The sequence below is a fragment of the Microbacterium trichothecenolyticum genome (assembly GCF_041938625.1).
Classification (GTDB): Bacteria; Actinomycetota; Actinomycetes; order Actinomycetales; family Microbacteriaceae; genus Microbacterium; species Microbacterium trichothecenolyticum_D.
Genome location: NZ_CP169427.1, coordinates 3,093,090 through 3,119,290 on the forward strand (window position 1 = coordinate 3,093,090; position 26,201 = coordinate 3,119,290).

General features: G+C 63.8%; 23 protein-coding genes. 8 read left to right on the forward strand and 15 right to left on the reverse strand.

Annotation, left to right across the window (positions count from 1 at the left end; genetic code table 11):
* Positions 1-23: 23 nt before the first annotated feature.
* Complete coding sequence (locus tag ACEYYH_RS14345) at positions 24-485, forward strand: very short patch repair endonuclease (protein WP_374975024.1); 462 nt, start codon at positions 24-26, stop codon at positions 483-485.
* On the opposite strand, the gene ACEYYH_RS14350 is transcribed toward ACEYYH_RS14345, so the two are convergent.
* Genes ACEYYH_RS14350 through ACEYYH_RS14360 form a run of 3 tightly spaced genes read right to left on the reverse strand, consistent with a single transcriptional unit; the run spans position 482 to position 5,824 of the window.
* Positions 482-3,535 carry a Z1 domain-containing protein gene (locus tag ACEYYH_RS14350; protein ID WP_374975025.1) on the reverse strand — a complete coding sequence of 1,018 codons (3,054 nt, stop codon included), beginning with the start codon at positions 3,533-3,535 and terminating at the stop codon, positions 482-484. The genes ACEYYH_RS14345 and ACEYYH_RS14350 overlap by 4 nt on opposite strands.
* Positions 3,532-4,512, reverse strand: a complete 981-nt coding sequence (locus tag ACEYYH_RS14355) for a PD-(D/E)XK motif protein (RefSeq protein WP_374975026.1) — start codon at positions 4,510-4,512, stop codon at positions 3,532-3,534. Before ACEYYH_RS14355 ends, ACEYYH_RS14350 begins: the two co-directional genes overlap by 4 nt.
* Positions 4,513-4,546: 34 nt before the next feature.
* Positions 4,547-5,824, reverse strand: coding sequence for a hypothetical protein (locus tag ACEYYH_RS14360; RefSeq protein WP_374975027.1), 1,278 nt, complete (start codon positions 5,822-5,824; stop codon positions 4,547-4,549).
* Between the two features lie 347 nt (positions 5,825-6,171).
* On the opposite strand from ACEYYH_RS14360, the gene ACEYYH_RS14365 reads away from it, so the two are divergent.
* Positions 6,172-8,913, forward strand: a complete 2,742-nt coding sequence (locus ACEYYH_RS14365) for an AAA family ATPase (RefSeq protein WP_374975028.1) — start codon at positions 6,172-6,174, stop codon at positions 8,911-8,913.
* 362 nt (positions 8,914-9,275) lie between these two features.
* Here the strand turns inward: ACEYYH_RS14365 and ACEYYH_RS14370 are convergent, their stop codons facing one another.
* Entirely contained in the window at positions 9,276-9,464 is a 189-nt protein-coding gene (locus tag ACEYYH_RS14370) for a hypothetical protein (protein ID WP_374975029.1), read from the reverse strand.
* Between the two features lie 140 nt (positions 9,465-9,604).
* Positions 9,605-11,275, reverse strand: a complete 1,671-nt coding sequence (locus ACEYYH_RS14375; protein WP_374975030.1) for an AIPR family protein — start codon at positions 11,273-11,275, stop codon at positions 9,605-9,607.
* Between the two features lie 492 nt (positions 11,276-11,767).
* Between ACEYYH_RS14375 and ACEYYH_RS14380 the strand changes: the two genes are divergently transcribed.
* Together ACEYYH_RS14380 and ACEYYH_RS14385 are read left to right on the forward strand one after the other, a co-directional pair.
* A complete protein-coding gene (locus ACEYYH_RS14380; protein ID WP_374975031.1) occupies positions 11,768-12,487 on the forward strand; it encodes a hypothetical protein in 720 nt (239 codons plus the stop codon).
* Positions 12,448-12,861 (forward strand): hypothetical protein, encoded by a 414-nt coding sequence (locus ACEYYH_RS14385; protein ID WP_374975032.1) that lies wholly within the window; start codon positions 12,448-12,450, stop codon positions 12,859-12,861. Before ACEYYH_RS14380 ends, ACEYYH_RS14385 begins: the two co-directional genes overlap by 40 nt.
* Positions 12,862-13,196: 335 nt before the next feature.
* On the opposite strand, the gene ACEYYH_RS14390 is transcribed toward ACEYYH_RS14385, so the two are convergent.
* From ACEYYH_RS14390 to ACEYYH_RS14405, 4 genes are all read right to left on the reverse strand, one after another.
* A complete protein-coding gene (locus tag ACEYYH_RS14390) occupies positions 13,197-14,279 on the reverse strand; it encodes an LPO_1073/Vpar_1526 family protein (protein WP_374975033.1) in 1,083 nt (360 codons plus the stop codon).
* A complete protein-coding gene (locus ACEYYH_RS14395) occupies positions 14,276-14,530 on the reverse strand; it encodes a hypothetical protein (RefSeq protein ID WP_374975034.1) in 255 nt (84 codons plus the stop codon). The genes ACEYYH_RS14390 and ACEYYH_RS14395 overlap by 4 nt, the downstream gene beginning before the upstream one ends.
* An 89-nt stretch (positions 14,531-14,619) precedes the next feature.
* A complete protein-coding gene (locus ACEYYH_RS14400; protein WP_374975035.1) occupies positions 14,620-15,093 on the reverse strand; it encodes a hypothetical protein in 474 nt (157 codons plus the stop codon).
* Between the two features lie 630 nt (positions 15,094-15,723).
* Entirely contained in the window at positions 15,724-15,903 is a 180-nt protein-coding gene (locus tag ACEYYH_RS14405; protein ID WP_374975036.1) for a helix-turn-helix domain-containing protein, read from the reverse strand.
* A 119-nt stretch (positions 15,904-16,022) separates the two neighbouring features.
* Between ACEYYH_RS14405 and ACEYYH_RS14410 the strand changes: the two genes are divergently transcribed.
* The 4 genes from ACEYYH_RS14410 (at position 16,023) to ACEYYH_RS14425 (ending at position 20,743) form a co-directional block, all read left to right on the forward strand.
* Positions 16,023-16,667 (forward strand): hypothetical protein, encoded by a 645-nt coding sequence (locus ACEYYH_RS14410; protein ID WP_374975037.1) that lies wholly within the window; start codon positions 16,023-16,025, stop codon positions 16,665-16,667.
* Positions 16,668-17,086: 419 nt separating this feature from the next.
* Positions 17,087-18,361, forward strand: a complete 1,275-nt coding sequence (locus ACEYYH_RS14415; protein ID WP_374975038.1) for a hypothetical protein — start codon at positions 17,087-17,089, stop codon at positions 18,359-18,361.
* Position 18,362: 1 nt separating this feature from the next.
* Positions 18,363-18,575 carry a twin-arginine translocase TatA/TatE family subunit gene (tatA, locus tag ACEYYH_RS14420; RefSeq protein ID WP_374975039.1) on the forward strand — a complete coding sequence of 71 codons (213 nt, stop codon included), beginning with the start codon at positions 18,363-18,365 and terminating at the stop codon, positions 18,573-18,575.
* Between the two features lie 32 nt (positions 18,576-18,607).
* Positions 18,608-20,743, forward strand: a complete 2,136-nt coding sequence (locus tag ACEYYH_RS14425; RefSeq protein WP_374975040.1) for an alpha-L-fucosidase — start codon at positions 18,608-18,610, stop codon at positions 20,741-20,743.
* A 7-nt stretch (positions 20,744-20,750) separates the two neighbouring features.
* Here ACEYYH_RS14425 and ACEYYH_RS14430 read toward each other — a convergent pair whose 3' ends face one another.
* Genes ACEYYH_RS14430 through ACEYYH_RS14455 form a run of 6 tightly spaced genes read right to left on the reverse strand, consistent with a single transcriptional unit; the run spans position 20,751 to position 26,178 of the window.
* Entirely contained in the window at positions 20,751-21,938 is a 1,188-nt protein-coding gene (locus ACEYYH_RS14430; protein ID WP_374975041.1) for a mandelate racemase/muconate lactonizing enzyme family protein, read from the reverse strand.
* Complete coding sequence (locus ACEYYH_RS14435) at positions 21,935-22,564, reverse strand: bifunctional 4-hydroxy-2-oxoglutarate aldolase/2-dehydro-3-deoxy-phosphogluconate aldolase (protein ID WP_374975042.1); 630 nt, start codon at positions 22,562-22,564, stop codon at positions 21,935-21,937. The genes ACEYYH_RS14430 and ACEYYH_RS14435 overlap by 4 nt, the downstream gene beginning before the upstream one ends.
* Positions 22,557-23,564 (reverse strand): sugar kinase, encoded by a 1,008-nt coding sequence (locus ACEYYH_RS14440; protein WP_374975043.1) that lies wholly within the window; start codon positions 23,562-23,564, stop codon positions 22,557-22,559. The genes ACEYYH_RS14435 and ACEYYH_RS14440 overlap by 8 nt, the downstream gene beginning before the upstream one ends.
* On the reverse strand, positions 23,554-24,447 hold the full coding sequence (locus tag ACEYYH_RS14445) for an SMP-30/gluconolactonase/LRE family protein (RefSeq protein WP_374975044.1): 894 nt from the start codon (positions 24,445-24,447) through the stop codon (positions 23,554-23,556). Before ACEYYH_RS14445 ends, ACEYYH_RS14440 begins: the two co-directional genes overlap by 11 nt.
* Positions 24,431-25,333: a carbohydrate ABC transporter permease gene (locus ACEYYH_RS14450; RefSeq protein WP_374975045.1), complete on the reverse strand. Its 903-nt coding sequence runs from the start codon at positions 25,331-25,333 to the stop codon at positions 24,431-24,433. Before ACEYYH_RS14450 ends, ACEYYH_RS14445 begins: the two co-directional genes overlap by 17 nt.
* On the reverse strand, positions 25,330-26,178 hold the full coding sequence (locus ACEYYH_RS14455) for a carbohydrate ABC transporter permease (RefSeq protein ID WP_374975046.1): 849 nt from the start codon (positions 26,176-26,178) through the stop codon (positions 25,330-25,332). The genes ACEYYH_RS14450 and ACEYYH_RS14455 overlap by 4 nt, the downstream gene beginning before the upstream one ends.
* Between the last annotated feature and the right edge of the window lie 23 nt (positions 26,179-26,201).

Sequence of the window (26,201 nt, forward strand, 5' to 3'; positions counted from 1 at the left end):
CTTGACGCAAGGAGCTGTTGTGGATGGATGCCAACAAATCAGAGCCGATTGCATCGTGGGCGAGTACTGCGGCCACACGGGCGTCGATGCGCTCGAACCGCGGTCGTGACACGGCTCCGGAGATGGCGATCCGTCGTCGCCTTCATGCTCTAGGCCTTCGCTACCGGGTGTCCGCACGGCCAATCCTGGGCATACGACGCACGGCCGACATCGTGTTTCCGCGGCTGAGGATTGCTGTTTTTATCGATGGTTGCTTCTGGCATGGATGCCCGGATCATTATCAGGCTCCCGTACGCAACGCAAGCTTTTGGGCAGACAAACGAGCGAGCAACCGCCTAAGGGACCTCGACACTAACGAGATTCTTATCGAGCATGGGTGGACACCGCTGCGCTTCTGGGAGCACGAAGTCAATATGGATCTCGAGCGCGTCGTCGGGGAGATTGTTAGTGCCGTACGTCCAGAATTAGCCCGAACAGAACGCTAGTCCGCGTCGACAATTGCGTCGTTCGGCATGTCTGCTCGACGTACCGAAAATCCAACACGCCCGCGCGGCGCGGACTTATACGGCATGGCGAGCGAGAATAGGGTGGCGACGCTCTCCGACGTCAACGGGTTCGGCCAGGCCCCCCGTTTCACACGCGCTGCTGCGGCTCGTCCGCTGCCATCATCGTTGCGTTCTCCGGGAAGTACTTCCGGGTCGATGGGGAACGTCAGCAGCAAAGCGCCCCGGGTTGAGGAGCTCAATCCGAGCGCAGAGTCACCCGCGGGGGCGTCAGGAGTGGGACTTTGCGTGATCACTTCGAGCGCGGCTCTGTGCCGGCGTTCGCTGCCTGGGAATCCGGGACGGTCTGGTCTCCGTCGCCGCTCCACCAACGACACTACGGTGCCGCTTACCTCGCGATGGTAGCTGGTGTCGAGCCAAGGGACGACTAGAGCCCAATCGACCAAGGTGCCTTCCTCACGAGCCTTTTCGATCATTCGAATGGTCGGAAGAAGTTGGTCACGTGAGAAGAGCTCGAATCTGGTGAGCGCTTCTAGAACCTCGTCCGTGCTTAGCAGTGTCGTACGGGCGTTATAGCGAGTGCGATTTACACCTGTGAACTCGACCGGAGCGGACAGGCGCTCAAGCCAGCCCTGCACAGCGGAGAAGTGCGTGCGATTTCGGGAACCGTCCTCGCGATAGGCGTGGGCGTTGAAATCCTTGACTACGCCGCCCTCCCCTTCGAAGCGGAGTTCGGCGTTGTACATTTTGTTCGCGCCGGTCGGCTTGAGCCACGGGAGCTGTTGGAAAACCAGTGGCGGTACGTGAATCGGGCGCACGACTGGCTTGCCGTCCTCCGTAAGCTCGGAGAACTTGCGGAGCTGGGCCCGAAACTCCTCCTCATCCTCAATGATCGACGTGAATGCACCATACAAGTCGTAGGTCTTACCGCGCCCGTCCACGACCTCGCGCCCAATGTAGAGGCGGACAAGATCCTTGAATCCCGGCCGATAGCCAAACCAGCGCCCCATCTGCATCATGGTGTCCGCGGCTGTGGCCCGTCGCCGGTAGTAGGTGACCGTAAGGCCCTCGACGGTGAAGCCGCGGCTGAGCTTTGCACCACCGATCATGATTCGCCAGTAGGGCCGCGTCTGAAAGTCCATCTGGTTATAGTCACTGTCACTCGTGCCGTTGACGATGACGACGGGATCTGAATCGACCGTGATGGCGTCAACTGTGGCCCCGATGTGCGGCTTAAGCGAATCGAACGAAGCTGGGATAGGTAGATCAGCCCATTCCTCGCGCGAGTCATGTACGGGTCGGAAGTCAGCCTCAAAGAGCGACCGGAGTCTCGCGAGCCCCGCCGGACTACTGTAGGAGGCTTCTGTCCACACGGAGCGGAATGTTGCGGCAAGCTGAGAATGCTCGACTGTGCGGGATGACTCGTGAACCAGCATGGTGTGGTGTCGGTAGGAGAATCTGCTGTCTTGGGCCTCACGCCACTTCTTGATCGCACCGCTCAAGACAAAGGCGTCCAGTGCAGCCAGAATCTCTGCCCGCTCGGCGAGCGGATCAGCGTCCCCGTCCGCTCGCAGGGCTCTCACAAATGCCGCTTCGTTCGAGATGCCCGGGTCCGCCTTGGCTTCGCCGTCGAGCTCGTCGAAGAGATCGTGGAAATCTCGGCCGCCCATGTACTCGCGTGAAGGCTCCAGACTCACGAGGAAGTCCTTCGGGAAGAGGTCCTCGGAATCGTCCGGGGAAATGAATACATTCGCGAATGGCGTTGCGGTATATCCGACGTACTGCGCACGAGGCATGACGCCAAGCATCTCCGCGATCAAGTTATTGATCGTGCTGCGCTTCCTCGCGTCCACCGCGAGCAGGCTTTTCGAACGAGGGTTCGCGGTGTTCACCGAAGCTTGATCGGCCTCATCGTCGATGATAAGCACAGGGATCTCTCGTCCGTCAGCACGAATGTTTCTGAGATCATGTAGCAAATTGCGCAGTGCCGTTGTGTTCTTCTTCATGACCGCGAGACGGACGTCAACAGAGTGGATGTTCTCGGAGTCAAACACGGATTTGGCAGGATTTCGGAGTTCGCCTGTTCGGCGGAAGTCGAGCACATCCCGGCCTAGACGAAGCTTGCGGTAGTCCTTGCCGACAGTGGTAAGACGCTTGATCGAAGGGACCTCTGGCGTCGAATGAACGTCGATGCCGTGCCTGAGAAACTTACCGTCACGCCAGTCGGAGTCGTTTGTCCCGATGTAGTCGATTTCGCGGATCGACTCTAGGTCGGTCCTGTCAGTGCCATCAAGGATGTTCTCTTCACCGACTAGCTCCATGTCGAGCCGTCGCTGTGTCTGGGCGCGGAGCAGTTCGATTGTTCCAGTGAGCACGATGATTAGCCGATAGCCTGCATCGATCGCTTTGGCAACAATCCCGGTGAAGTTAGCGGTCTTTCCGCTTTGCACGTGCCCGACGACAAGGCCCTTGGTCTGGTAACCCACTTCCGCGCTCGGGTCAGCAAGCCTGCTCACGATCTCATTCGTCGACCGATCGAGCGTGGCGATCGCTTCGGCGTCCCACCCCTTTCTTTCGAGCACACCGCGGTAGGAGCGCCAGTAGAAGTCGTGGCCAGCGCGGCGGTTGTCGTCGAACCAGGGCTCCCACTTCTCGGGATCCACGATCATCGTGTCCATCTTGGACGCGCTCGGGAACGCCTTATCCAGCTGCTTCCGCGCACCATCCGACAGTTCGAGGAGTTCGTAAATTCTCTTGCGGCGATCCGCGCTCCACTCGGCTGTCCCATCCGCCCACTCCGTGCCCGACTTCGCATCCCATGTCGCAAGCGCCAGGTGCATCGCCCGGCGAGTGAGGTCGTTGAGCTGGGGCACAGTTGTGAGCGTGATGATGTCGTCCTCGCTTACGGCGACATCGGAGCGGCGAAGCTTGAACTCGACGTAGTCGAGCAGCGGCTCGGGACCAGTGTCCCGCATCGCGTTCAGCGACTCTCGGACTCCGGTCTCTAGGGTCGGATTCGGGTCAGCGTTCACTCGCCCGCCTCGCAGAAGTCATGCATTGGGGCGGGTGCCGTCGCCAGAGGCAAATGGGTCACGTCGACACGGTACGCGATGCCTACGACGTGCGCGCGGTTCGGGACGACTGCGTCCAGAGCCTGTGACGTTATTGCCGGGAAGTCGCTGTCCACTGCATATGCTCGTGGGCGCGAGCGCAGCTGGAGCCGGGTGAGATATAGGTCCGCGTCGCCGTCTCGCCAGCCGAGTCCCTCGAGAGCGCTGTCGAAAGTACGGCGCGTTCGGAGGAGTTTGGAGCGCACGTCGGCGATAAGAGCAGGCAGGGTGAATGCCTCAGCGGCGGCTCCTGCCCGCGTGATCTGCACGGAAATTAGGTAGAGCGGTCGGCCTGGAACGGGCTCCAACTGGGTGTCCGAGCCGATCATGTGGATTCGTCCCTCTGAGCGCGTGGTTTTCACTTCCATATCGAACTTCGGCAAGCCAAAGTCATGCTCCTCCGCGAGTGGACCGATCCATGCCGTGATGGCCGCGTCCTCGCCCTCCGCGTCAATGAGGTGACCGAGAACGATCAGCTCCCCAACGAGCCCAGCTACAGCCTCGTCAGTCAACCGTTTTCGACTGGAGAGCAACTCTCTTAGGGAGTGAACCGACTCCGAAAACGCATGACGAAATGAGGCGCCAGATCGGAGCTGATCTGCGATCGACTCCACCAGCACGTACGCCTCGTAGCGCATATCGGACGCATCGATGACCAGCTCGTACATCTCACCGTCGTCCTCATCAACCCGCACAGTGTTCAGCGTTATCCGCTCGTACGCCGAAACCTCCGGCGCGCCGCCACGTGCGACAGTCAAGAGCTGAAGCTCTCCCCGTGCAGGGTCAATCACTAGGCGCGTAGGCGGCTCGTCCACAAGCGGAAACGCGGTTCGCACGCCAACGCGAAAGTACGCTTCGACCGCCTCAGGGTCGAGATGTCCCGGTGTTGGGCTGGTCATCGCGTGCTTCTCCGCTCACTCGGGCTAATAACCATCAACTGATGCTGATGTGATCCAGGAGCTCATCTCTGATCTGGTGACGCAGCCAGACCAGGAAGGTTCTATCCACCACAGCAAGACGCCTCGCAGTCGGATCGTAATCGAGGATCAAAGGACTCAAACCGAGACGCACTATTTGAAGCTCGGCTGTCGATCGGAGCGCCTGGTCGAGGCCATCAACGCTCAGCTCCCCCTGAGGGTGACTGTCTGCGATCTCTTGCCACACCTGCGCGTAGGAGAGACCGGCCCTCAGGACCTCGGATTCGGCGTTGATCACCGCGTACAGAAGCCACTTGTGAAGCTCCATCTCGGTTTCATCGAATCCCGCGGCGAACCTTGTCAGGAACCCATTGAATCGCGCTGAATCGCTGTCGACCACCTGCTTCACCAGGGCGCCAACATCTCCGGTCACGGTCCGCTCGGCTTGTTGGGTCTCAAACACTTCGTCCGCAATGCATGCGAGTCTGCATGTCTCTTGGACTATCCACACGCTCTCCAACGCTTGACTGACCAAAGTTGAGGAGAAGCGCTCATCGAACACGATCCCAAGAAGCTCACCGCCGCCGTGTATCACTCGCGCAAGGTGCTCCGAGTCCCACTTGTCGACGTTTATTGAGATGACCCGCCCGACGAGGTCTCCATTGAACTGAGTTAGTCGATTCTCGTCGAGCCATACCCCGACGATCACGAACGTGAAGTCCGACGACTCGTGGAACGCCTTCAGCGCGACTGCGAAGTCTTGCTGAGCGTCCTCTGGCAAGTAGTGAAAGTCATCGAGAACGATGAATTTCGGGGCGCCATTCGCCTGAAGCCCAGCGATGACGTCATTGACGTCAGCCGGGTCCAACTCGAGACTGCGCCCCTCAACCGTCAGACCCTCCTGGTGATCCATGTCAGTTCCGCCTCCGCCGCCTAGTTCTCCGACAAGCGGGAGCTTGATGCCAGCCTTGACCTCCGCGCGGATCTTGAAACCGCCGCCGGTGGTTCGTGTCGTCGTTCCCTCGACGACGTAGCCGGCTGCCTTCAGGATGGCCGTGTGTAGGTCGCCAAGGTTCCACCCGCGGCGGCAGATCACGAGTATGCGCTCAGGATCGGGCAGTATCTGCTTTCGCAGCGACGTCTTGCCCTGCTTTGAACTGCCATGCACGACCACGTGCTTGTTCTGTGCCAGCGCGTCCAAAAAGACAGCATCCACCTCCTCGCGTCGCACGTAGTTGGCCGGAATTCCGCGCGAGACACCGAACACGTCGTGGACGGAATAGAGCTCTGGCATGACATGAACCTAGCGGCCACCGCGATACCCGTCGAACTCGTTTGGCCTACACACCAGGATTCCACGTCTCGCGCGCCAGCCGCATCGAGCCCGAGCTCACTGTTCACCGACTTCGCCCACCGAGACCGCCCGACTTCCCGCAGGCGAGTACGACTCCCAACCGCTCCGACGCGCCCGACATCCTCAGACCCGAAAGGCCAGCAGTTTCCACACGCCAAGAGCGCAGAGGATGACAATGCACGCAGGCACCATAGGTGAGCGACGCCCTTTAGCAGCACTCCCCTACACATACCCGCACGCCCAGAAAATCCCTGGATAATCCGCAAAACGGACCCTATCCTGACGGCATGCGAGGAGGTCTCCAGCGATGGAAGCGAGGTGCCGAATCCCGAGGGGTCCGACAGGCGATCGGCTACGCGCTCGAGGGCACCTGCGATGCTCACCTGCAGCACTCCCCCGGCGTCAACGCGCTCGAAGGCTACAGTGCCGCCTCCGATTCGACCGTCTCGCGGTTCGTCGTGGCGAACGGCATCATCACCTCGGACGAGCTCACTGCCGGCGGCCTTCGCGTCTGGCTCACCGGACACGACCCGATCACCGGGGAAGAGCGCGGCCATCAGCGGCTGAGCCCCGACGCCGACCTGCTGCTCGACGGAACGCTCAACCACCCGAAGTCGTACAGCATCGCCGCGCTGCTGCATCCCGAACTCGCTGTCGAGTTCGAAGCGCTGCAGGACCGGCTGCGTGAACGCATCCTGCTCACGTGGCAGACGGAGCTCAACGCGCGGCGCGGGCACGGCGGGCTCATCCGCGAGGAGCTCACCCGCATCGAGGTTGTCGAGCTGCAGCATCGGCGGTCGCGCGCGCTCGACCCGCACATCCACCGGCACCTCTGGCTGAACATCAAGGTGCTCGGCGCGGACGGCATGTGGTCGAACCTCGACTCGCGCGTCGCGATGAAGCTGCACACCGTCGTCAACGCCGAGGGCGAGCTCGCCGCCCGCACCGATACCGCCTGGATCGCCGCGCTCGCCCGGCACGGATACACGCTCGACGAGACTGGCGAGATCGCCGAACTCGCCGGCGCCGTCCGGCCCGTCTCGCGTCGGTCGGCGCAAATCGAAGGCAACCGCGCGCGCCTGATCGCGGAGTGGTCGGCGACGCACGGAGGATCTGCGCCGAGCGTGGAGGTGCTGCAGCAGATCGATCGCCGCGCGTGGGCGGTGTCGCGTCCGAACAAGCCGACCGATCTCGATGAGGCGTCATGGGAGACCCGCGTCCGCGACGAGATCACAGCGATCGATCCGAGCCTGGTCACCCCGCGCGCACCCATTCAAGTCGCTGCGACCGATCCTCATGCCGTCGACCTGGATCTGCTCGCCGCACAGGCAGTCGTCGATGGGGACGAACGGTCCACCTCATGCGGCGGGAGATTCAGCATCTTCGACATCCGCGCGGGCGCAATCCGCGCGCTCTCACGCACGGGCGTCGTTGCCGAGCGCGACCGGCTCGATGGCGTGATCGCCGAGATCACGGAGCGCGCCACGCGTTCCGTTTATCGGCTCGTCGCGGATGATCCGCCGGCGCATGTCAAGGCGTTCATGGCGACCGAGACGGTACGCGCCAAGGTGCGTCTCGCCGGCCGCTTGGACGTGCTCGCCCGACCGGGGCGCTCCCTGCTGCCGGGCGAGTTGCACCGCTTCGCACCGAACGAGGATCTGTCGGCACTGGATGCGTCGCAAGGCGTTGCTGCGTGCGCCATCGCCGGCACGGACGGGCTCGTGACGGTGACCGGCCCCGCCGGCACCGGCAAGACGACGATGCTGCGCGCGGCGTTCGCGGCGCTCACGTCGCAACAGCGGCGGCTGCTCGTTGTTGCCCCCACACGGAAGGCGGCATCGGTGGCGTCTCGCGAGGTCGGGGCTGCGGCATCCAGTATTCATGCCCTGCTTTCGGACCACGGCTACCGATGGGGCACCGACGAGGCCGGCGCGAAGGTGTGGACCAGGCTTCGAGTGGGAGAAGCCGATCCCAGCACGGGCGCCGTATACGGCGGGCCAACCCAGTACGTGTTGCGTTCTCGCGATCGGATCGTCGTCGACGAAGCCGGCATGGTCGACCTGCAGACGGCGAACGTCCTCGTCGAGCTCGCGATCGAGCAGGGTGTCGGGCTGGCGTTCGTGGGTGACACCCATCAGGCGTTGCCGGTCGGACATGCGGGCGCGATGGGCTCTGCGATCCGGCACGCGAACGCTGCGGTCGAGCTCGACACGGTGCACCGGTTCCGCGATCCCGACTACGCCGCGCTCACGCTGCGGCTCCGGGATGCGAGTGATCGCGAGCGTGCGCTCGAGGTTGCGTGCGAGCTTGCCCAACAGGGTCACGTCCACCGGGTCGATCATCACGGCGCGGCGCGTGAGCGGATGATCGACGCGTACTTCGACTGGCACGCACGCGGCAAGAGGGTGACGCTCGTGTCTGGCACGAATGCTGAGGCGGATGCCATTAACGACGCCATCCAGCAGCGGCGAGTCGATCAGGGTGAGCTCGACGTCCGCGTCGCCGCGTGGGGAATCGGGCAGCAGCGCATCCTCGTCGGCGACACCGTCCAGACCCGCCGCAACGACCGGCTCATGGGAGTCGAGAATCGCGCGCAGTGGATCGTGCGCGGCATCCGCGATGAGTACCTGTCTCTTGTCTCCGTGAGCGACAGCGGCGAGGTAGCGCGTGTGTCCACCGAGTACGCCCGCGAGCACCTGCAGCTCGCCTACGCGTCCACCGTGCACGGTGTTCAGGGCGACACCGCCGATGCCTCGGTGGTCGGGCCGGACGTCGATGCCGCAGGGCTCTACGTAGGCCTCACACGCGGGCGGGTGCACAACGTCGCGATCGTCGTGGCGCGGACGGATGCCGCGGCCCGCAAGTGCCTCGCCGAGTCGATGCAGCGCGGCACTCCGGAGTTGACGATGCAGGATGCTGTGCGCGCGGCCCAGGCAGAGGTGCGTCGCGCGGCGAGGAACCGGGAGGCGGCGATGGCGACAGGGCCGGTGGTTGGAGCGCCGCACGCTGGGCGTGGGATGGGGATGTAGAACCCACCCACCCATTGCGATGGAGCGTCCGTCAACGCGCGAGGCAATCGTTCGCGAGAAGGACGAGTGTCATCAGATCGTTCCCGGGACGACCCTGCCCAATCTGTTCTTCGGAGTACTGGCGGTCGCGACCGGCATTGCGATCGTGATCAATCACCGGCCGCTTTTCGAATCGACGGTTCGGAACCTTCAGGCGGTGAATCGTTGATCGAGCAATGCGGTCGAGAGGTCTTCCTCGCCGTTCTGGGTCGGCGCCGTCTGCGTCACCTCTTTGATCATCGGGCTGCTAATGATCGCCGGCGCAGAGGTGTATCGTCCCACTCGCTGCGTAGAGGCCGCGAGCGGGCCCGCGAGCCAGTCCTCTACCCTTCGACCGTGAAGACCTCGTGGTGGCGGTCCTCGGCGCCCTCGATTCCGAGCTCGCTCGCGAAGACGATCGTCAGCACCGCCCTCCAGCGCGTCATCTGGCAACCGCATCCGGCTATGAGTTTGCCGTCGTCGTAGTCCAGCCCGCCAACGAGTAAGACCCTATCCTCGGCGACGTCGCACATGCCGAGAGCATCCGCGCTCGCAGGACTAAATCACCATACTGATGCGGAATCGCTCCGCGAATCCTTGCCACCATCAGCGTGGAGGCTCCCGAGTTATGTGGGAGATTCGAGTCAAGCCGCGGCTAAGTCGCAGACCGCCCTCACGGAGCCTTGGACGATTTCCTTCGACCGAGGAACTTCGATGCGAATGGCTTGCTCTTGGCCAGCCGATCGCGAGCCGACCCGGTCTTCTTCATCTCTTTCGCGAACGCTTTCCGAAGATCGCCAAGCGACGCTGCGACCTGCTCGGGCGTGATGACCTCTTCCACAGCACCGAGCGCTAGCACCTGCTCAGCCGCAGAAGGCGAGTATCCGAGTTTGCGTCGCACGATGTCGGCGGCAACCAGGAAGCGTGAGTCGTTCTTCTCGCTCGTCGTCATCCCTGCCGACGCTACAAGCAGAGCATCCACCAACTTCTGCGCACGGAACGCCCAGGGATAAATCTCAACCTTTACGTGTGGATTGAACACGATCGAATACTGTTTGTCGTCGCCAAGGTAGTCGCCGGGACGCGCCCGCGCATCGTCCGGTCGCCCAAGGGTGACCGCGAGCATGGCCTGCGTCAGAGCCCTCACCCCGACGATTTTGGCCCGAGGCTTGCCGATGTTCTTGTAGTAGTTGCGCCGTCTGTCGTAGAAGAGCCCGTCAGTAAGCATGTGCCGATCAATAAGCAGCTGCACCTCGTCAGTCGCTCGAAGGCTTTCCTCACGAACGGGTGTTTGGCGGTTCGTTGCGCGGATCACCCTGTTGATAGTCGCGGGATCGTCCGATTCGATGATTCGCACCAACACATTTCTCGCAAGCGCAGGATCATCAGCCTTCGCATCACGGAGTGAGTCGAAGATCGTCCGAGAGGTTTGCAGGCCATTGACGATCTGGACATCGTCCAACGCGAATGTCTTTCCCTGCGACGATGCCTTGGAACAGATGACCGTCACTCCGTTGTTCAACCACCAGAACTCGGGCGCCTCGCTGTCTGCTAGGCCCTGGCTGATTTCCCTGTTGACGCTCGCGCTCGAGCCCTCGTGATGCCGGACGTTCCCGTCGAAAAGGTAGTCGCGGTACGCGCCGGTACCCTCTTCGCGGACGAAGGCCAAGTAGTCCTTCAGGGTAACCAGGCAGACGTAGCTGCGTTCGCCGTCTTGCGTCTCATGGGCGAAGGACTCAACGACGCGAAGCTCCGAACCATAGTTCGGCGTCTGTTTCAGAGCGTCCCAAATCTCCTCCGCTCCAATCATCTGCGACGTGAAAGTGCCGATCTCCAGTTCGTTCTCGACGAGCTTGGCCAGCGACTTCGTCTTCGACTGCACGGCTTTCGCGATACTGGAGGCGTCTCCCAGCGTGACGTACGCGAAGTGGACGCTTGTTTCGGGGTGGTGCCGCCTCAACGCCACGAGCGCATTGCGGAACTCGAAGACCCGGTCGAGCACAATCGATGAATAGCCGTCATTCTCCAGATCAGCGCGGCTCTTCTGGAGATCGAGCAGATCTCCAATGCCGTCCGCAACGGTCACCAGTGTCCCCGATTTGAAGGACTTCTCTTCCTTCGCCTGGACGATCCACAGTGACAGTGATGCGCCTCGATACGCGGCGCCGGGAGTGAAGCCACTCTGGAGAACCTCGTGATCCTCGGTTACGAGTTCCTGGTTGAGGAATACATAGGCGGCGTCGATCCCACCGTCTCCCCCGCCATCAGTCAGCCCGGCCTCAACCTCCTCGGCCGATAGGTCCTGGTACTTGAGTACGACCTCGCTCGCCAGCGCGTCGAACACTCGACTCCTAGGTAACGATGGACTGGCGTCGGCAACCCGAGCGTCCATCTCTGCATTCACGACTGTCAGAAAGTTCGACACTGATGGCCTTTCAATCGATGAGGGTTCGCCCAGTATGTCGCCTCGCAGCTCGATCAGCTGAGGTGCAGCTGCAACGCCCCACCCTCGAGCTGGCGCCAGTGCCGTGGAGAACGCCCCTTCGAGCCTGCCGCTGTGCGGACATCGCCGCACTGCCGGCAGCCTCGTGTCTATTGACGCGGTGACCTACGAGACCTTCGGCTCGACGCCGCGCGCGCCCGAGATAGATTCGCGAGCCGAGGTGCAAAGACAGATTGAACCACACGACGCCGCGGTCACGCCGCCCATAGCCACCTGGTTGCCGGTCATCTAGAGCAAGGAGGCGGCAGACGTCGAGGACGCGACGCGCCAGTTGTTCGAGTTCAACCATTTCGCGCGGCGGAGGCTGGGCACCGGCAACCACGCCCACAGCCGATGACCGCGTTCCTGCTGCGAACCGACTCCGGCACCGTCGTCCAGGTTGCCCTGCGCGCTCGCCGACACGTGCAGAACCGAGCCACCGCGCTTGCCGCCATTTGGAACGCCATGAATGTCTTCGATGAGTCGAAGTCGACTTGTTATCTTGATCCGATGAGCACCTCTGACCTCGTCTGGCACTACACAAAGCAGGACGTGGTCGAGAAGATCATCACCAATCACGAGCTCTGGGCCGCCGACGTCGCCGGACTGAACGACGCAACCGAACTCAATCTTGGCAACAAGCGCGTCAAGCAGGCTTTCAAGGCGATGAGGAAGGGCTGGGATTACTACGACACCACCGCCCCGGAGATCGACTTCAAGGAGTTGAAGGAGTCGCTGGAGGGCGCTAGCGGCGATCTGTACCACGGCAGCGCGTTCGTCACCTGCTTCAGCCCTGAACCCGACGACACCGAGCAGTGGCAGAAGTATGCGCTGGCAACGGGCTTTGCGGTCGCGATCCCGCGCGGTGTCCACCTCCCTGTCGTCGGCACTCATCTCGCGCTTCCGCCTCGTGGGCCGTACATCGAAGAATTCCCGTCCGATGGCTCGACCTGGTCTACAACAAGCCCGAGCAACTCGAGCTCGCAACTCGAGCGATCTGGGAAATTCAGCACGGCGAGGATGAGGGAGCATATATGGATGCGCGCCACGACGCCGGCGACAACTTTGGAATGATCTTTCGCGACCGTGGAAGCAGCGCTTACGTCGACGCGGTCGCGGCGATCAAGAACAAGCACTTCTTCCGTGAGCGCGAGGTCCGCTACGCCGTCACTAAGCCCGACAATCCAGCGGCGATACATCCCAACCCTGCGGGCTCGTACACGCACGTCCGCATCACCGGAGCGAAGTCGGATCCGTTCTCAACCGACTGGTACAAACACGATCCCGACTACTACCAAGAGTCACCGAGCAACCTGCCGATCGTGAAGATTCGGGTCGGGCCCGGAAACCACTTCGCGTCGGAGCGAGCACGTCTTCGACCGCTTCTCGACGCCAACGGCTACTCCGCAGTGAAGATCCTGAAATCCAAGAGTCCGCTCAGGTCGTGACGTCGCGGCGGCTCCGAGGGAGACGACCGCCTGTCGGCGGGCGAAACTGTACGCTCGCGTTGATTATGGCGACACGCATCGTGTCCTGATTCACGAACATTTGCTCGGCTACTGGATGGAGATCAGGATTCCACCTCTGCAACCTCCGTCGACCGAACGTTGCGTCCCGAGGCGTCGCAAAGAGGCACCTGAGCCGACAGCGACGCCAAGCCAGTGGGCTGCGGGGTACCGGCGCGGCGGCCTGTGCGATCCGCGACGCCGTCCGACGTGCGCTTCGTCGGCAAATGGAAACTATGCGAGCTCAGGCGCGCCCGCGTGGGGGATCCGCGGATCGATCAGCTGTCCCGACGCTCAGGCTGCGGAAGCCGTCCGAGCAGGTCAAGTCGATGCATATTGGCACGCGCCAACGTACGTCCAACAACGGTGATTTGCAGGCCAGTTGGAATCGCATCCCACCACGACGAGATCACGGCAAGCGTAGGTCGAGATTTCACTCGATGAAGGAACTCGGGGACTATCGCCTGATCCAAGCTACCCAACCCAAAATCCCCCTGCGCTTCAGCAACCGCTGCTTCGACCGACTCCGGCGCGCGGCCTTCCAACTCCATGTTGAGCCGTGCGTAGCGATCGCAAGATGCGGCGATACGAACGTACCCGGGCTTAAGTTCGTGATCCATGACGGGCACACCCCACGCGGTGAAGTCGTGTCCGTCGTTTTCAAACAGCGCTGCGGAGGACCGCTGTGCTCCTGGTGCGACGTAACCATTCATCTTCATGGGGAAGTATTCGTCGAAAGGGCGAAGGGTGAACGTGCCGATCCTAAGTGCGTCGAGAATGTCAAGCTGCTCGATCCAGTCTGAGCCGCTTGGAAGATCGCCCGGAATGAGGTCGCTCATGAGGTGCTCAAGTTCGTCGAGACCTTCCTCAAGCGAAGCAATGTTTGGAGTCCAGAGTCGGACGCCCTCGACCGCTGTGAGCGCGCGAAGGGCTCCCTCGTCGATCTGGTCAACGATCTCCATCGCGCGGTCGATCGCGACCATGCGTGGACGGTCTCGAAGGCCCTCAGCGCGATCAGCAAGGAGCGCGGCCAGCATGTCATAGTCCGCTTCCCGCTCAGTTGCGGCGGCGCCGTTTTGAGCTTTTCGATACGAGCGGATGAAGGCGGGATCACCGAACGCACCAAGAGCACCCTGGGTCGCAAGCCTTGGGACCACGCGATCGTCCAGCTGTTCGAGGCGTTCCTCAATAACCGCGCGAGCCTCGATGGCAAACTCCTGCTTCAGGCGTTCGGCTTCATCGTGCATGATCGCTCGGACACGTTCCTCGCTGACGCCTTGGTGAATGACGATGTCGCCGGAGGAAGTCTGATACTGGTTCGCACCCTGACCGGCTTTCTGCGTCTGACCCCCAGGGCTCACAGCTTGTTGCCCTTGACGTCCCGGCCAGCCTGAATCTGCGTCGCGCGGTCACCGGCTCTCTGACGCTGCGTCGTCTTCTTGCGCATCACCTTATAGGTGACGGCCGTGCCGCCGGCTGCCCCGAGGACCAGGCCGAGCAGCATCGTCCCCAAACCGTCGAAGAGCCATTCCCACCACTCCATGAATCTGCCTTCCTGGTGGCCGCCCCAGACGCGGCTGTAGTCCAGACCATAGCGACGGGCGCCGACCAAATGTGACTCCTGGCGGAACACGAGCCGCGGAGCGGACCTCGTGGTTGCTGCTTGTTGGATCAATCGAGCGGCCGCACCCGGCCGAACACCTAACGCAGCCTGCTGAAGACCGCTTTTCCGCCGGCGAGAGCGAAGACCGTGAGAGCGCCGATGAGCGCGTACCTTGTTCCCGTGTTTGCCACAGCCTGGGCTGTGCGTTCACCCGCAGCACTATTCGCTCGTGCGAACTCAGCCTGCTTATCGGCCGTCTTGAGTGCCTCATCGATGAGATAAGCGCGCCGCTCTTCGCTGAGATCGTCTCGGCTCAGTTCCCCCTTCAATATCCGGCGCCCATCGGCGTATGCCTCGTGAACGAGCTTCGCTTCTTCCCCGCGGGCATCGATCGACCTCGATGAAACCTGCTCGGCGGCGTTCATCGCCTCCTCGAGGAATTTCTGCAGGCCGGGCACGGTGTCGATGAGTTTCTTGCGCACTTCGTCGGACATGTTTGGGATTTCTGTCCCTAGGGCATACATCTGCTCATCCGTGAGGTTGTCGAGCGACTCAACGCCCAGCTTCTTCATAACGGCGTCTTCACTGTCCAGACTCATCTCGTGGACCTCTTCCTGACTCGGCGTTTGTGCGCCACAGGCTACCGCGTGCCTGACGGCCAGGAGAGCTCGGGAGCAGAACGGACGGGCACGCAGAGTGCGCATCCGCTGGGCACGGAGAGCGCCGAGGCAGGTGGACCAGACTGCGAACTCGGCGCACTGAATCGGACCGAGAGCCGCGATCGTTGGCCCCAATCCGCCCTCTCACGCACTCGGGGATGACGCCCGGCAGAAATCCGATGGTTTGCGTAAGCAGTGACAGCAGCCACCAGCCCATTCGCGCACGGGTTGACCGCCTCACCGCAGTGCACCGCGCATAGCTGGATCGCCTCAAGCTCGACAGCACCTTCGTCACGAGCGGCGAACTTCACGAGGAGTCCTTCTCCGAGAACGGCCAGACTCGTCAGGAGCCCATTACTGTGACGAGCGACCTGTGGAATCCCGGGGCTAGTCGTCGATGGGCATGCGCGAGCCGAGTTGCGCGAAGGCGGCCCCGCCGCCTCGCATCGCCCGCAACGGAGTCCGAACAACACGAGACTTCGTCGGGTTCCCGATCGGCGCTATGCGGACCAACCACCTTCGCCTCATTCCGCCAATCGGTCGTCAAGCGTTGATCCCGAACACTCGCAGCAGAGGCACGCGGGGAATCATCCGGCGCGGGCCGAGCTGGACCGTGGGGATTGTCCCGCTCTCGATGCCGCGCTTGATCGTGCGGTAGTCGACGCCGACGAGCTTCGCGGCATCCTTCATCGTCAGTGCCAGAGAATCTTGTGACCGGTTCATAGTCCTGCCTTCCTGTGAGCCAGCAGTGTCACTCTCCCTTCGTCGCAAGATACCACACACGTGAGCCAAGATCGACAGTCTTCTTCGCAAATCGTCGGCGACCTGGAATAGTGGGCTTCATGACAGACGTCGAGGCGTACGACTTCAGCGACGAACGCATCGATCTCGGCAGTGGGGTGACGCTTCCGAAGTCATGGCGCGCGCGCGTGTCGGGTGAGCAGGACGTACCTGGCACGATCACCGTCCGCGTGGAGTGGGATGACAGGCTCGGACGCACCGCCGTCGTCTTCGCTGCCCTCGAGCGCGACGCGGAGGGCGTCGACATCACCAGCCAGATGCTGCGCGAGGTGCGAACGCACTGGATCATGACGAGGTCAGCTCTCGATGTCGTCACCGTCGACGTCGGCACTGAGGATGACGACAAGCTCGACCGCATACCGGTGCGCGATTTTCTCAGTCGCGTGCGGGCGCATGAGGAGCGCGAGCCCATGGAGTCTCTCCACGCCGCGATCTCCGTCTATCGCGTCGCGACAGCAATCAGCTATCCGCCGCTCAAGCTCGTCGCCGACACTCTCCAGATCAGCCAGAGCACCGCGACCCGCCTCATGAGTCGCGCGCGCGACTCGGGTCTGGCTCCAGAAGTCCGCATTCAGGAACCCCGGCGGGCGCCGGCGGTAGACCCGTACAACCCGGGCAGGCCATTTGATCCTGCGGCGCCGCACCAGGGGCCGACTCAGCCCGGAGGCCCGTCGATCGGACGCTGAGTAGCCCGGCATCGGCTTCTGCTTTCGCACCTCGGTTTCACTCAGGACTCCGGGTCCCCAGCGCTCGTTGGGGGTTGACTACGCCTCCCCCGCCAGCGCGAGCGACAGCTCGCTCATCGTGAACCTCGACGTCCTCACGTACCCGCCTCGGCTGCTCGGCATGGTGGTGCCATTCTGCTCGTCACGCTTGGGCGTTGAGGTTCAGCACACAGCTGCTCGGCGCGAGCAGGGGCCGCAAGCTGCTGCGTGGTTGCATCCCGCCAACGAGCCACGGCGTGCGGCGTGCGGCAGCAACGGCGCAGCCACCGGTCGAGATCATCTTTGTGATGCGTATCCTCATAATGTAGATTGTCTATGTTCATACTGCGATACAGATACATGAAGCGCGTATCGCATACTTGACTTCGCGAAGGAGCGCCATGACCGAGGCTGGCCCGTATAGCGGACTTTCCACATCCGAGGGAGCCTTCGAACGCGCCATGGAGCACGGTCGTGGCGTGCTCAGGCTCGCTCCAACATGGGTGCCGCGGGCCTTCTGCAGCCCCGGCCGCCGACTGCGACTCCATCCCGACGACTCCTTCCCCCTCGGCAAGGACCGCGGAGGCATCGATGAGCGTTGGCTTGCGAGCGCCATCCGCGCTGAGAACGGGCCTCTTACCGACGAGTTCGAGGGCTTGAGCCTCGTCGTCGACCCCGACGGAAAGGTGCTGCCGTTCGACGAGTTCATCGCGCACTTCCGGGCCGACGCGGTCGGTGGTCACTTCGCAACCCACGGGACATGGCCGATGTACGCAAAGTTCTTCGACAACGAATGGCCGCTCCCGTTCCACATCCACCATCGCGACGAACACGCAGCCCTGGTCGGCAAGCCGGGCAAACCGGAGGCCTACTACTTCCCACCGCAGATGAACGACCACGGCGGCCAGTTCCCGTACACGTTCTTCGGGTTGCACCCAGAGGTAACGCGTGAGCAGGTTCATTCCCGGCTCGAGCAGTTCCTCCGCGGGGGCGACAACCGGATCACCGAACTATCGAGGGCGTACCGCATCACGCTCGGTACGGGGTGGGACGTTCCCGCCGGCATCCTCCACGCCCCGGCGAGCGTCTGCACCTACGAGCCGCAGGCAGCCTGCGACGTGTTCGCGATGACGGAGTCGTGGTCGAACAACCGCGAGGTGCCAGACGAGCTGCTGTGGAAGGACGTCCCCGCCGATCGCGTCGGCGATCTCGATTTCGTCGTCGAACTCATCGACTGGGACCAGAACATCGATCCCGAGTTCTGGAGTCACCGATTCACTCCCCCGGTCGAGACGACCGCCAGCGCCGGCGACGGCGGCCGCACGTACATCGAGCGCTGGATCACCTACCGCTCACCCGCGTTCAGCGCCAAGGAGCTCACCGTCGCTCCTGGAGCGTCCGTCACCGTCGACGATCGGGATCCGCACGGACTCATCGCGGTCTCGGGTTACGGAACCGTCGGCGAACACGAGCTGAGCGCGGTCTCCAGCATCCGCTACGGGCAACTCTCCAGCGACGAGTTCTTCGTCACCGAAGCGGCACTCTCCAGCGGGGTGACGATCACGAATAGATCATCGACCGACGATCTCGTCGTTCTCAAGCACTTCGGTCCAGGCAACAGCGAGCTCTCGGAAGAGCCGGTCAGCCGGCTCAACCCAACCGATTTGGGCAAGTGACATGTGGCAGAACATCAACGGATGGCATGCACTCATCATCGTGGCCGTCATCATCCTCATCTTCGGCGCCTCTCGACTGCCCGCGCTCGCGCAGGGCCTCGGTCAGTCGCTTCGGATTTTCCGTGGCGCAACCCGTGAGAGCGACAGCGGCGAGAAGCAGTCCGAGTCGGGCAACACCAAGGGACTACCCCGCCCAGGAGAGAACGCGAAATGACTTCACCCCGCTACGAACGCACCCGGCGCCGCATGCTGCTCGACATGCACATCCCCGACTGGGACCCATCCTTCCTCTCAGCCTATGAACCCTCGGACTTGGCCGACCTGTATGCGGAGGCGAACGTCGACGGGGTGCTCTTCTATTGCAAGTCGCACCTCGGTCTGAGCTACTGGCCCACCCCCGTGGGGGGTGTGCACCCCGCCGCTGCGCAGCGCGATCTCGTCGGAGAAATGCTCGACGCGCTACGCCAGCGCGGCATCGCGCCGGCCGCGTACCACACGACGATCTTCGACAACTGGGCGATCGAGAACCACCCCGACTGGTCGGTCGTGCCCATCTCACGACGCGTGGGCGCCGACATGCCCTGGCACGGCCCGCGCTACGGCACCGCCTGCCCGAGCAATCCCGACTACCGTCAGTACGAACGTACCCAGATCGCGGCTCTGCTCGCCCGCTACGATTTCGACGCGCTGTGGCTCGATATGACGTTCTGGAACGCCGTCTGCATCTGCCCCTCGTGCGAGGCCCGGTATCGCGACGAACGCGGCGTCGACATCCCGCAAGACATCGACTGGCGGTCTCCCGAGTGGGCCGCATTCCAGTCCGCTCGCGAGCGGTGGCTCGAGGAGTTCATCGCCGAGCTCTACGCGGTGGCCCGCGAGGTGCGGCCCGCAATCGCGCTCACGCACAACTTCGGCGCGGCCACGCACGGATGGTACGCCGGGCTGCGCACCGACGCCAGCAACCTCGACAGCTTCGCTGCCGGCGACATCTATGGGGGCCGCGACGAGCAGCTCGTGGTGTCGAAGCTGTTCCAGCATCTGGGCGGGACGCAGCCGGCGGAATTCATGACCACCCGCACGCCGGATCTCGCGAACCACGTGGAACTCAAGAGCGAACAGCAGATGATGACCGAGGCACTCGCGACCATCATGCACAACGGCGCCTTCCTCTTCATCGACGCGATCGACCCACGTGGCAGCGTGAACCCAGGAGTTTACGAACGCGTAGGACGGGTATTCGACGAGATCCAGCGGTGGGAGCCGCAGCTCGGCGGCGAGCCCCTTGCCGATGTCGCCATCTATTACTCGGATGACGCGAGCGTCCTTCCGTCCGATTCCGGAGCCTCCGCGGCGACGACATTGTCGGCAGCACACGAAGATCCCACTCGCAAGAGCGATCTCCCCCATCTACGCGCTGTGACGGCTGCATCAGCGGCTCTCCAGCGAGCCCACATCCCCTTCACCGTCCTCACCCGCAGCTCACTGCTCGGCGACCTCGCGGACTTTCGAGTTCTCGTACTGCCCGATGTGGTCCGGATGGATGCCGCGGAGCGCGACGCCGTTCGCTCCTTCGCCGCCGCGGGCGGGGCGGTCTACGCGAGCGGCCGCACCTCGCTGATCGATACTGAGAGCGGCGGCGCGGACCATCTCCTCTTGGGGGATGTGTTCGGCGTCACGCTGCGGGGCACCGAGAACGGCGACGGCTTCTACCTGACCCCGCGGGACCCGATTCTGGCCGAGCAGGTCGCTCCCGAACATCACCTCGGACACGGGTTCCGTCCTGGATGGGTGGGCAGCGGATACGCCGACGCCGCATTGGGCCTGCCTCGAGTTTCGGCTGATGCGGACGCCACCGTCTACGCGACGCTCACTCTGCCCTACGCCTACCCTTCGTCGGGAAGCCTCCACGGTCACGACTTCGCGAGCATCCATTCCTCCCCGCCGTGGACAGAACTCGACGATGCGGCGGTGACGGCGCACGCTTTCGGCGCTGGACGGTCGATCTATTCGGTGGCACCGCTCGAGCGGGGCGGATCTCAGGTGGAGACTCGGGCGTTCATCGCGCTTGTCGAGCATCTACTGGGCGGCGAGCGCCGTCTTCGGGCTGCTGGGCATCCCGATATCTGGCTGACCATGTTCGCTCAGCCGGATCGGCGACGCATCGTCGTCAATGCGCTGGCGTACCGCACAGAGGAACCGGCCATGGCGCTCCCCCTCACCTTCGAGGTGCGGACGCCGGCCGGCACACAGGCGATCGCCGTCACCCGACTCAGCGACGACACGGCCGTGCAATGGCACGAGTCGGATGGTTCGGTGCACGTGGATGCCGGCGACCTGTATGTGTTCGAGATGTATGCCGTGGAGTACGCGACCGGCGGGTGATCGCTTCTCAGCCGCTGATCGCGATGTCGCGGATCGCGTCCTCGCGCAGCTCGATCCCGAGACCAGGGCCGTTCGGCACGTTGGCCTCAGCGGGCGAGACATCAAGAGGTGCGGTGATGAGCGAGTTCGCATTGCGCACCGCGGCGATCTGGTACTCGAAGGCCGGCATCAGCTGTGCCGTCGCGGCGACGTGCATCCCCGCAGCCAGCGCGGGTGCCAGAGCGATCGAATGGTGAGGCATCAGTTGGCGGCCTGATGCACTCGTCATGACAGCGATGTTCGCCGCTTCGGTGATCCCCGTGCGTCCGGTGTCGGGCTGGTAGATGGAGAGCGCATCACGAGACAGCCAGGATGCCACCTCGAATCTGTTCCGGAATGCCTCGCCGGCGGCAATCGGCAACGACGAGCGCGAGGACAGTCGCGCGAAATCATCCATCGCGTCCGGGGGCAGTGCCGACTCGAGGAACCACGCTCCTCGGTCAGCCAGACCGGCTGCCAGCGAGTGCGCCTCAGGCAGCGTGTAGACGCCATGGACGTCGACCGCGAACCGGCACCCGGGGGCCGCGCTGGACAGTCGCTCGAACGAGGCCAGGTCGGCTGCGACCCCATGCCCGAGGTGCAGCTTGAAGCTATGCGCTCCCTCCTCCGCGAGGGCACTGATCGTGCCGGCGCGCTCGTCGTCGTCTTCTCCCGCGATGCTGCTGACATACGTGGGAATCCGCTCGCGAAAGGCGCCTCCGAGCATGGCCGAGACGGACAGTCCATGCGTCTGGCCGACGAGATCCCACAGTGCGATGTCGATGGCGGCGATCGCGTCCGCATACAGACCGCCGAGGTGACCTCGTTCACGCATCGACTCCTGCATACGCGCCAGGTTGGCGCGTATCCGCCCCGCGTCCTGTCCGATCACCAGCGAAGCGACGCCATCGTTGATGGCGCCGGCTACGGCCCGCGCTCCGACCGGCGCCAGAGCCTCGCCCCAACCCACTGCCCCGTCCCGTGACTGAATACGCACCAGGAGCGTCTCCACAAGATCGGAGTAGAGAGTGCCGCGGCCGAAGATGGTGCGCAGAGTCGGTTCGCGCCGCGTCGGCTCGCCGTCCGATGTCAGCCTGATCAGAAAGGTCTCGACCCGGTCGACGATGATCGGCACGCCGAGCCGCGGATACAGGTTGAGTTCGTCGGTCTGGTTCATCGGATGTTCCGTCCTGTTTCGGGTCGAGATCGAGGTGAGAGCAAGTCGGTGAGCGCCGCCAGTTCTGCAGGGTCCTCCAGCGCCGCGCCGACGGCGACGGCGTCGGCGCCGGCGTCGAGGAAGGCGCGTGCGTTCTGCGACGACATGCCGCCGGTCGCCACCATGCCGATGCCCGGGAACGGTCCGCGCATGGCGCGGACCCACGAGGCTCCGAGCGCCGCGGCCGGAAAGACTTTTACCATCGAGCATCCCAGCCGTGCAGCCTGTTGGATGTCTGTTCCCGACCCCACACCCGGCAGATGCGTCATGCCCCACCGATGCGAGGCCTCGACCACGTCGGGATCGACGCCAGGGGCGACGGTGAATTGAGCGCCTGCGTCGCGTGCGCGTGCTGCGATGTCCGTCGTCACGACGGTGCCCGCGCCGACTGCCCGCCCGAGGTCTGCGCCCGCCTGCACGAGCAGCTCCAGCACCTCGGCATCCTGCTCGCTCTGCAGGGGCACTTCCACGAGACCGACGCCCGCTGTCCACGCTCTGCGCGCGATCGCTACCGCCCGGCCCGGTTCGATCCCGCGAAGGATGAGCATCAACGGGCTGTCTCGGAGTTCGGATCGGAGGTCAATCACCGCGTTCTCCAAACGACGCGGGACGTTGCGCGTACTCGGCCCATTCCTCGTCGGCCAGCACTGACAGGTGCCACAGCTCTTCGATCGGAGGTTGCGCCACGACGTCGGCGAACGTCAGAAGCACCCGAGCCGCAGCGAGGTGACCGACGCGCGCCGCAGTGCGAGGATCGGCGCCCTTCACAATTGCCGCAAGGTAGCCGCCCGCGAATGCATCGCCGGCGCCGACGGGCTCGACCACGTCCACCTGCAGCGACGGCACGAAGAGCCGCTGGCCTGTGGCGTACACGGTCACCCCGCGCGCGCCGTCTTTGACGACGAGCTGTGGCACGTCGGAGAGGAGCCGATGCACGGCGTCGGGCGTCGCTGTTCCCCACAGCGGCTCTGCTTCGTCGAGGCCGACGAAGCAGATGTCACTTGCGCGCGCGAGGCGCGCCATCTCGGAAGCGGCGGCTCGAGCGCTCCAGAGCCGGGGCCGGAAGTTCACGTCGAAGCTGCGCAGGCCGCCGTAGGAGTGAGACTGCAACAACCACTGGACGAGGGCCGCGCACGATGCGGACAACGCCGGAGTCACACCCGAGAGGTGGACCAGGGTCTTGTCGCCCACCCCGGCGAACATGGCGTCGGCGTCTGAGATCGACATGGCCGCGGCGGCAGACCCGCGACGATAGTAGGTCACAGCCGACCCCTGGGGTTGCGGGTCTTTCACCATCACACCGGTGGGGCGGGCGGGATCGGTGATCACCCGCGAGACGTCGACACTGCGCGCCGCCACAGATCGCCGGAGACGTTCGCCGAAGGCGTCGTCACCGACTCGGCTGGCCCAGGCTGCCCGTACTCCCAGCTGCGCGGCAGTGGACGCGACGTTCGATTCGGCGCCGGCCGGCTCCACCACGAAGCCGACCGCGGTGGCGGCGGTTTCACCGGCGAAGGGCACAACGGCTGCCATCGTCTCGCCGAGCGCGAGGATCGCTGGGCTCTCGTGGCCCGCGTCAACCGGCATCGGTGCTCCTCAGGTGCGCCAGCTGCTGCGGATCGGCACGCCAGGGCTGCGCGGGCGCGCCCGGGACGTCGACGTCGATCGCGAAGAATCCGCCATCCAGCGGGGTCGGTCGTTCCAGGCCGAGCCGTGCGGTCGAGATGACGAGCGTGTTCCCTGCCAGACACACCGCCGTCGGGCGCGTGGCGGCAACTTCGACGACACGTGTGAGACTCCCCTGGGCGTCGAAGTGGCGCACTTCACCGGCATCCCAGACGGCGACCCACACGCCGTTCTCGTTGTCGACCGCCAGTCCGTCCGGGTTGCCGCCTTCGACACGCGCGAGCGTACGCCGATTGATCAGTTCGCCATTCTCCACATCGAACACCTCCAAGGCACGGCGCGGCAGCGTGTCGATGTAGTACATGCGAGTGCCGTCCGGAGTGAAGCCGAGCCCGTTGGAGACGGTGACCTGCTCTAGGCGCTTGCGGACGGCGAGATCTGACTCCACGGTGAAGAGGGCTGCATCGGGGACGCGTGAGTGGCTCTGTGTGCCTGCCCACAGCGTCCCGCTGAGGTCGCAGGCCCCGTCGTTGAACTGCGTGCCGGCATCCGCGATCTCCTCCTGAAGCACGCGCACGTGCCCGGTCTCGGAAACATGGACGATGCCACGTTCCCTCGCGCAGATCCACCCATCACCGTCGTTCTGCAAGGGGGCTGCGAACCCGACCGACCCTCCGACGTGTACTTTGCGTTCGACAGCGATCTCGCCGGCGGAGAAGTGGCCCATGTACAAGTCGCCGGCGCCCATGTCGACCCAGAGCAGGCGATCTCCGCGAGCGTCCCAGCGTGGCGACTCCGCCTGCCGGAGCACGGGGCCGCGCACAGGCTCAGCTCTTAACCGCACCCGCGATTCCTTCGATGAAGTAGCGCTGGAGGAAGAGGAACACTACGACCACGGGAAGCACGCTGATCGTCGCCGCCGCGGCCAACCCGGTCCAATCGGACGTATTGGTTCCGAAGAACCCGTACATCCCGACGCCCAGCGTACGCAGCATCGGATTGCCGAGCGTGAAGATCAGCGGGATGAAGAACGCGTTCCAGGCGAAGACGAAGTTCAGCAGCACAACGGTGCCCGTGACCGGCTTCGCCAGAGGCAGGACGACGGAGAAGAAGGTGCGGAAGTAACCCGCTCCGTCGACCTGGGCTGCCTCAGTCAGTTCCTTCGGGATCTGGGAGAAGAAGCCGACGTACAACAGCACGGGAACGACCAACGACGGCCCGGCCTGCGCGAGTGCTGCTCCGAGCAGTCCATTGCCCAGTCCGAGCCAGTTCACCAGAACGAAGGTCGGGATGATGGTGTACCCGCTCGGGATGAACATCGAGACGGCGAGCACGATGAGGATCACCTTGCGTCCCTTGAGCGTCGGGCGGCTCAGCGCCCAGCCTGCGGGGGCGGCGACCAGCACGACCAGGACGACCACGGTGATCGAGAAGACGACCGTGTTCCAGGTGTACTCGCCGAATCGCCCCACGGTCCAGGCTCGGACGAAGTTGTCGAGCGTGAACTCTTCGGGGATGAGGCTGGCACCGTTGCGGTACATGTCGTTCTGGGTCTTGAATCCCGTGGAGACCATCCAGAGGAACGGATACACCCAGGCGAACGCAAGCGGCAGCAACAGCACGTGCCACAGCTGAATGCGCCACCGTCGACGCGATCGACGTTTCGGTGGTGCCGATGGAGGGGTGGGCGATGCCGGCGAGGTCTGCGGCCGATCCAGGAGTGCGGTCATGACAATTCCCTCTTGCGTCGGAGCCGGACGGTGAGCGCCTGGCCGGCCGCGATGATCAGGGTGAGGAGCCCGAACACGACGCCGGCAGCCGAGGCGAAGCCATAGCGGGACGCGGTGATCTCGGGGTTGAACGCGATGCGGTAGATGTAGGTCGGTACGACGTCGGTGGAGAAGACAGGCCCGCCTTCCGTCATCACCTGCACGATGTCGAACGTGTTCAGGCTGCGCTGGAACACCAGCAGCAGCACCACGATGGCCATCGGTGCGAGGACCGGAAGCTTGACGTAGAACAGCTGCTGCCGCCCGTTGGCGCCGTCCAGTCGCGCCGCCTCCCCCAGCTCGGGTGGCACCGTCTGCAACGCAGCGAGCCAATAGATGAGGGTGATGCCGAAGCCCTTCCAGATATCGGCCGCGATGACTGTCGGGAGTGCACTGGAGGGAGAGCCGAGGAAGTTGATCCGCGGCAGACCGAGCGACGTGAGCAGCTGGTTGACGACCCCGCTCGCGGGATCGAGCAGCACCGCGATCACGATCCCGACGACCGCTGTCGTCGCCACGACGGGCAGGAAGAAGGCGAGACGGTAGACATTGCGTCCGCGCAGGAACGCGCTGTCGAGGAGGATGGCCAGCAAGAGCGCAAGCGGAGCTTCGATGAACAAAGCTGCGGCGGAGAAGGCCAGCGAATGCCAGAACGCGTTCCAGAACGCGGGGTCCTGAAGGACCTCTTGGAAGTTGCCGAGCCCGACCCAGTCGGTGAGCGGACCGATGCCGTCCCAGTCGAAGAACGCATAGACATAGCTCGCGACGATCGGCCATACGGTGAACCCGCCGAACAGCAGCGCCAAGGGGAGCAGAAGCAGGTACCCCT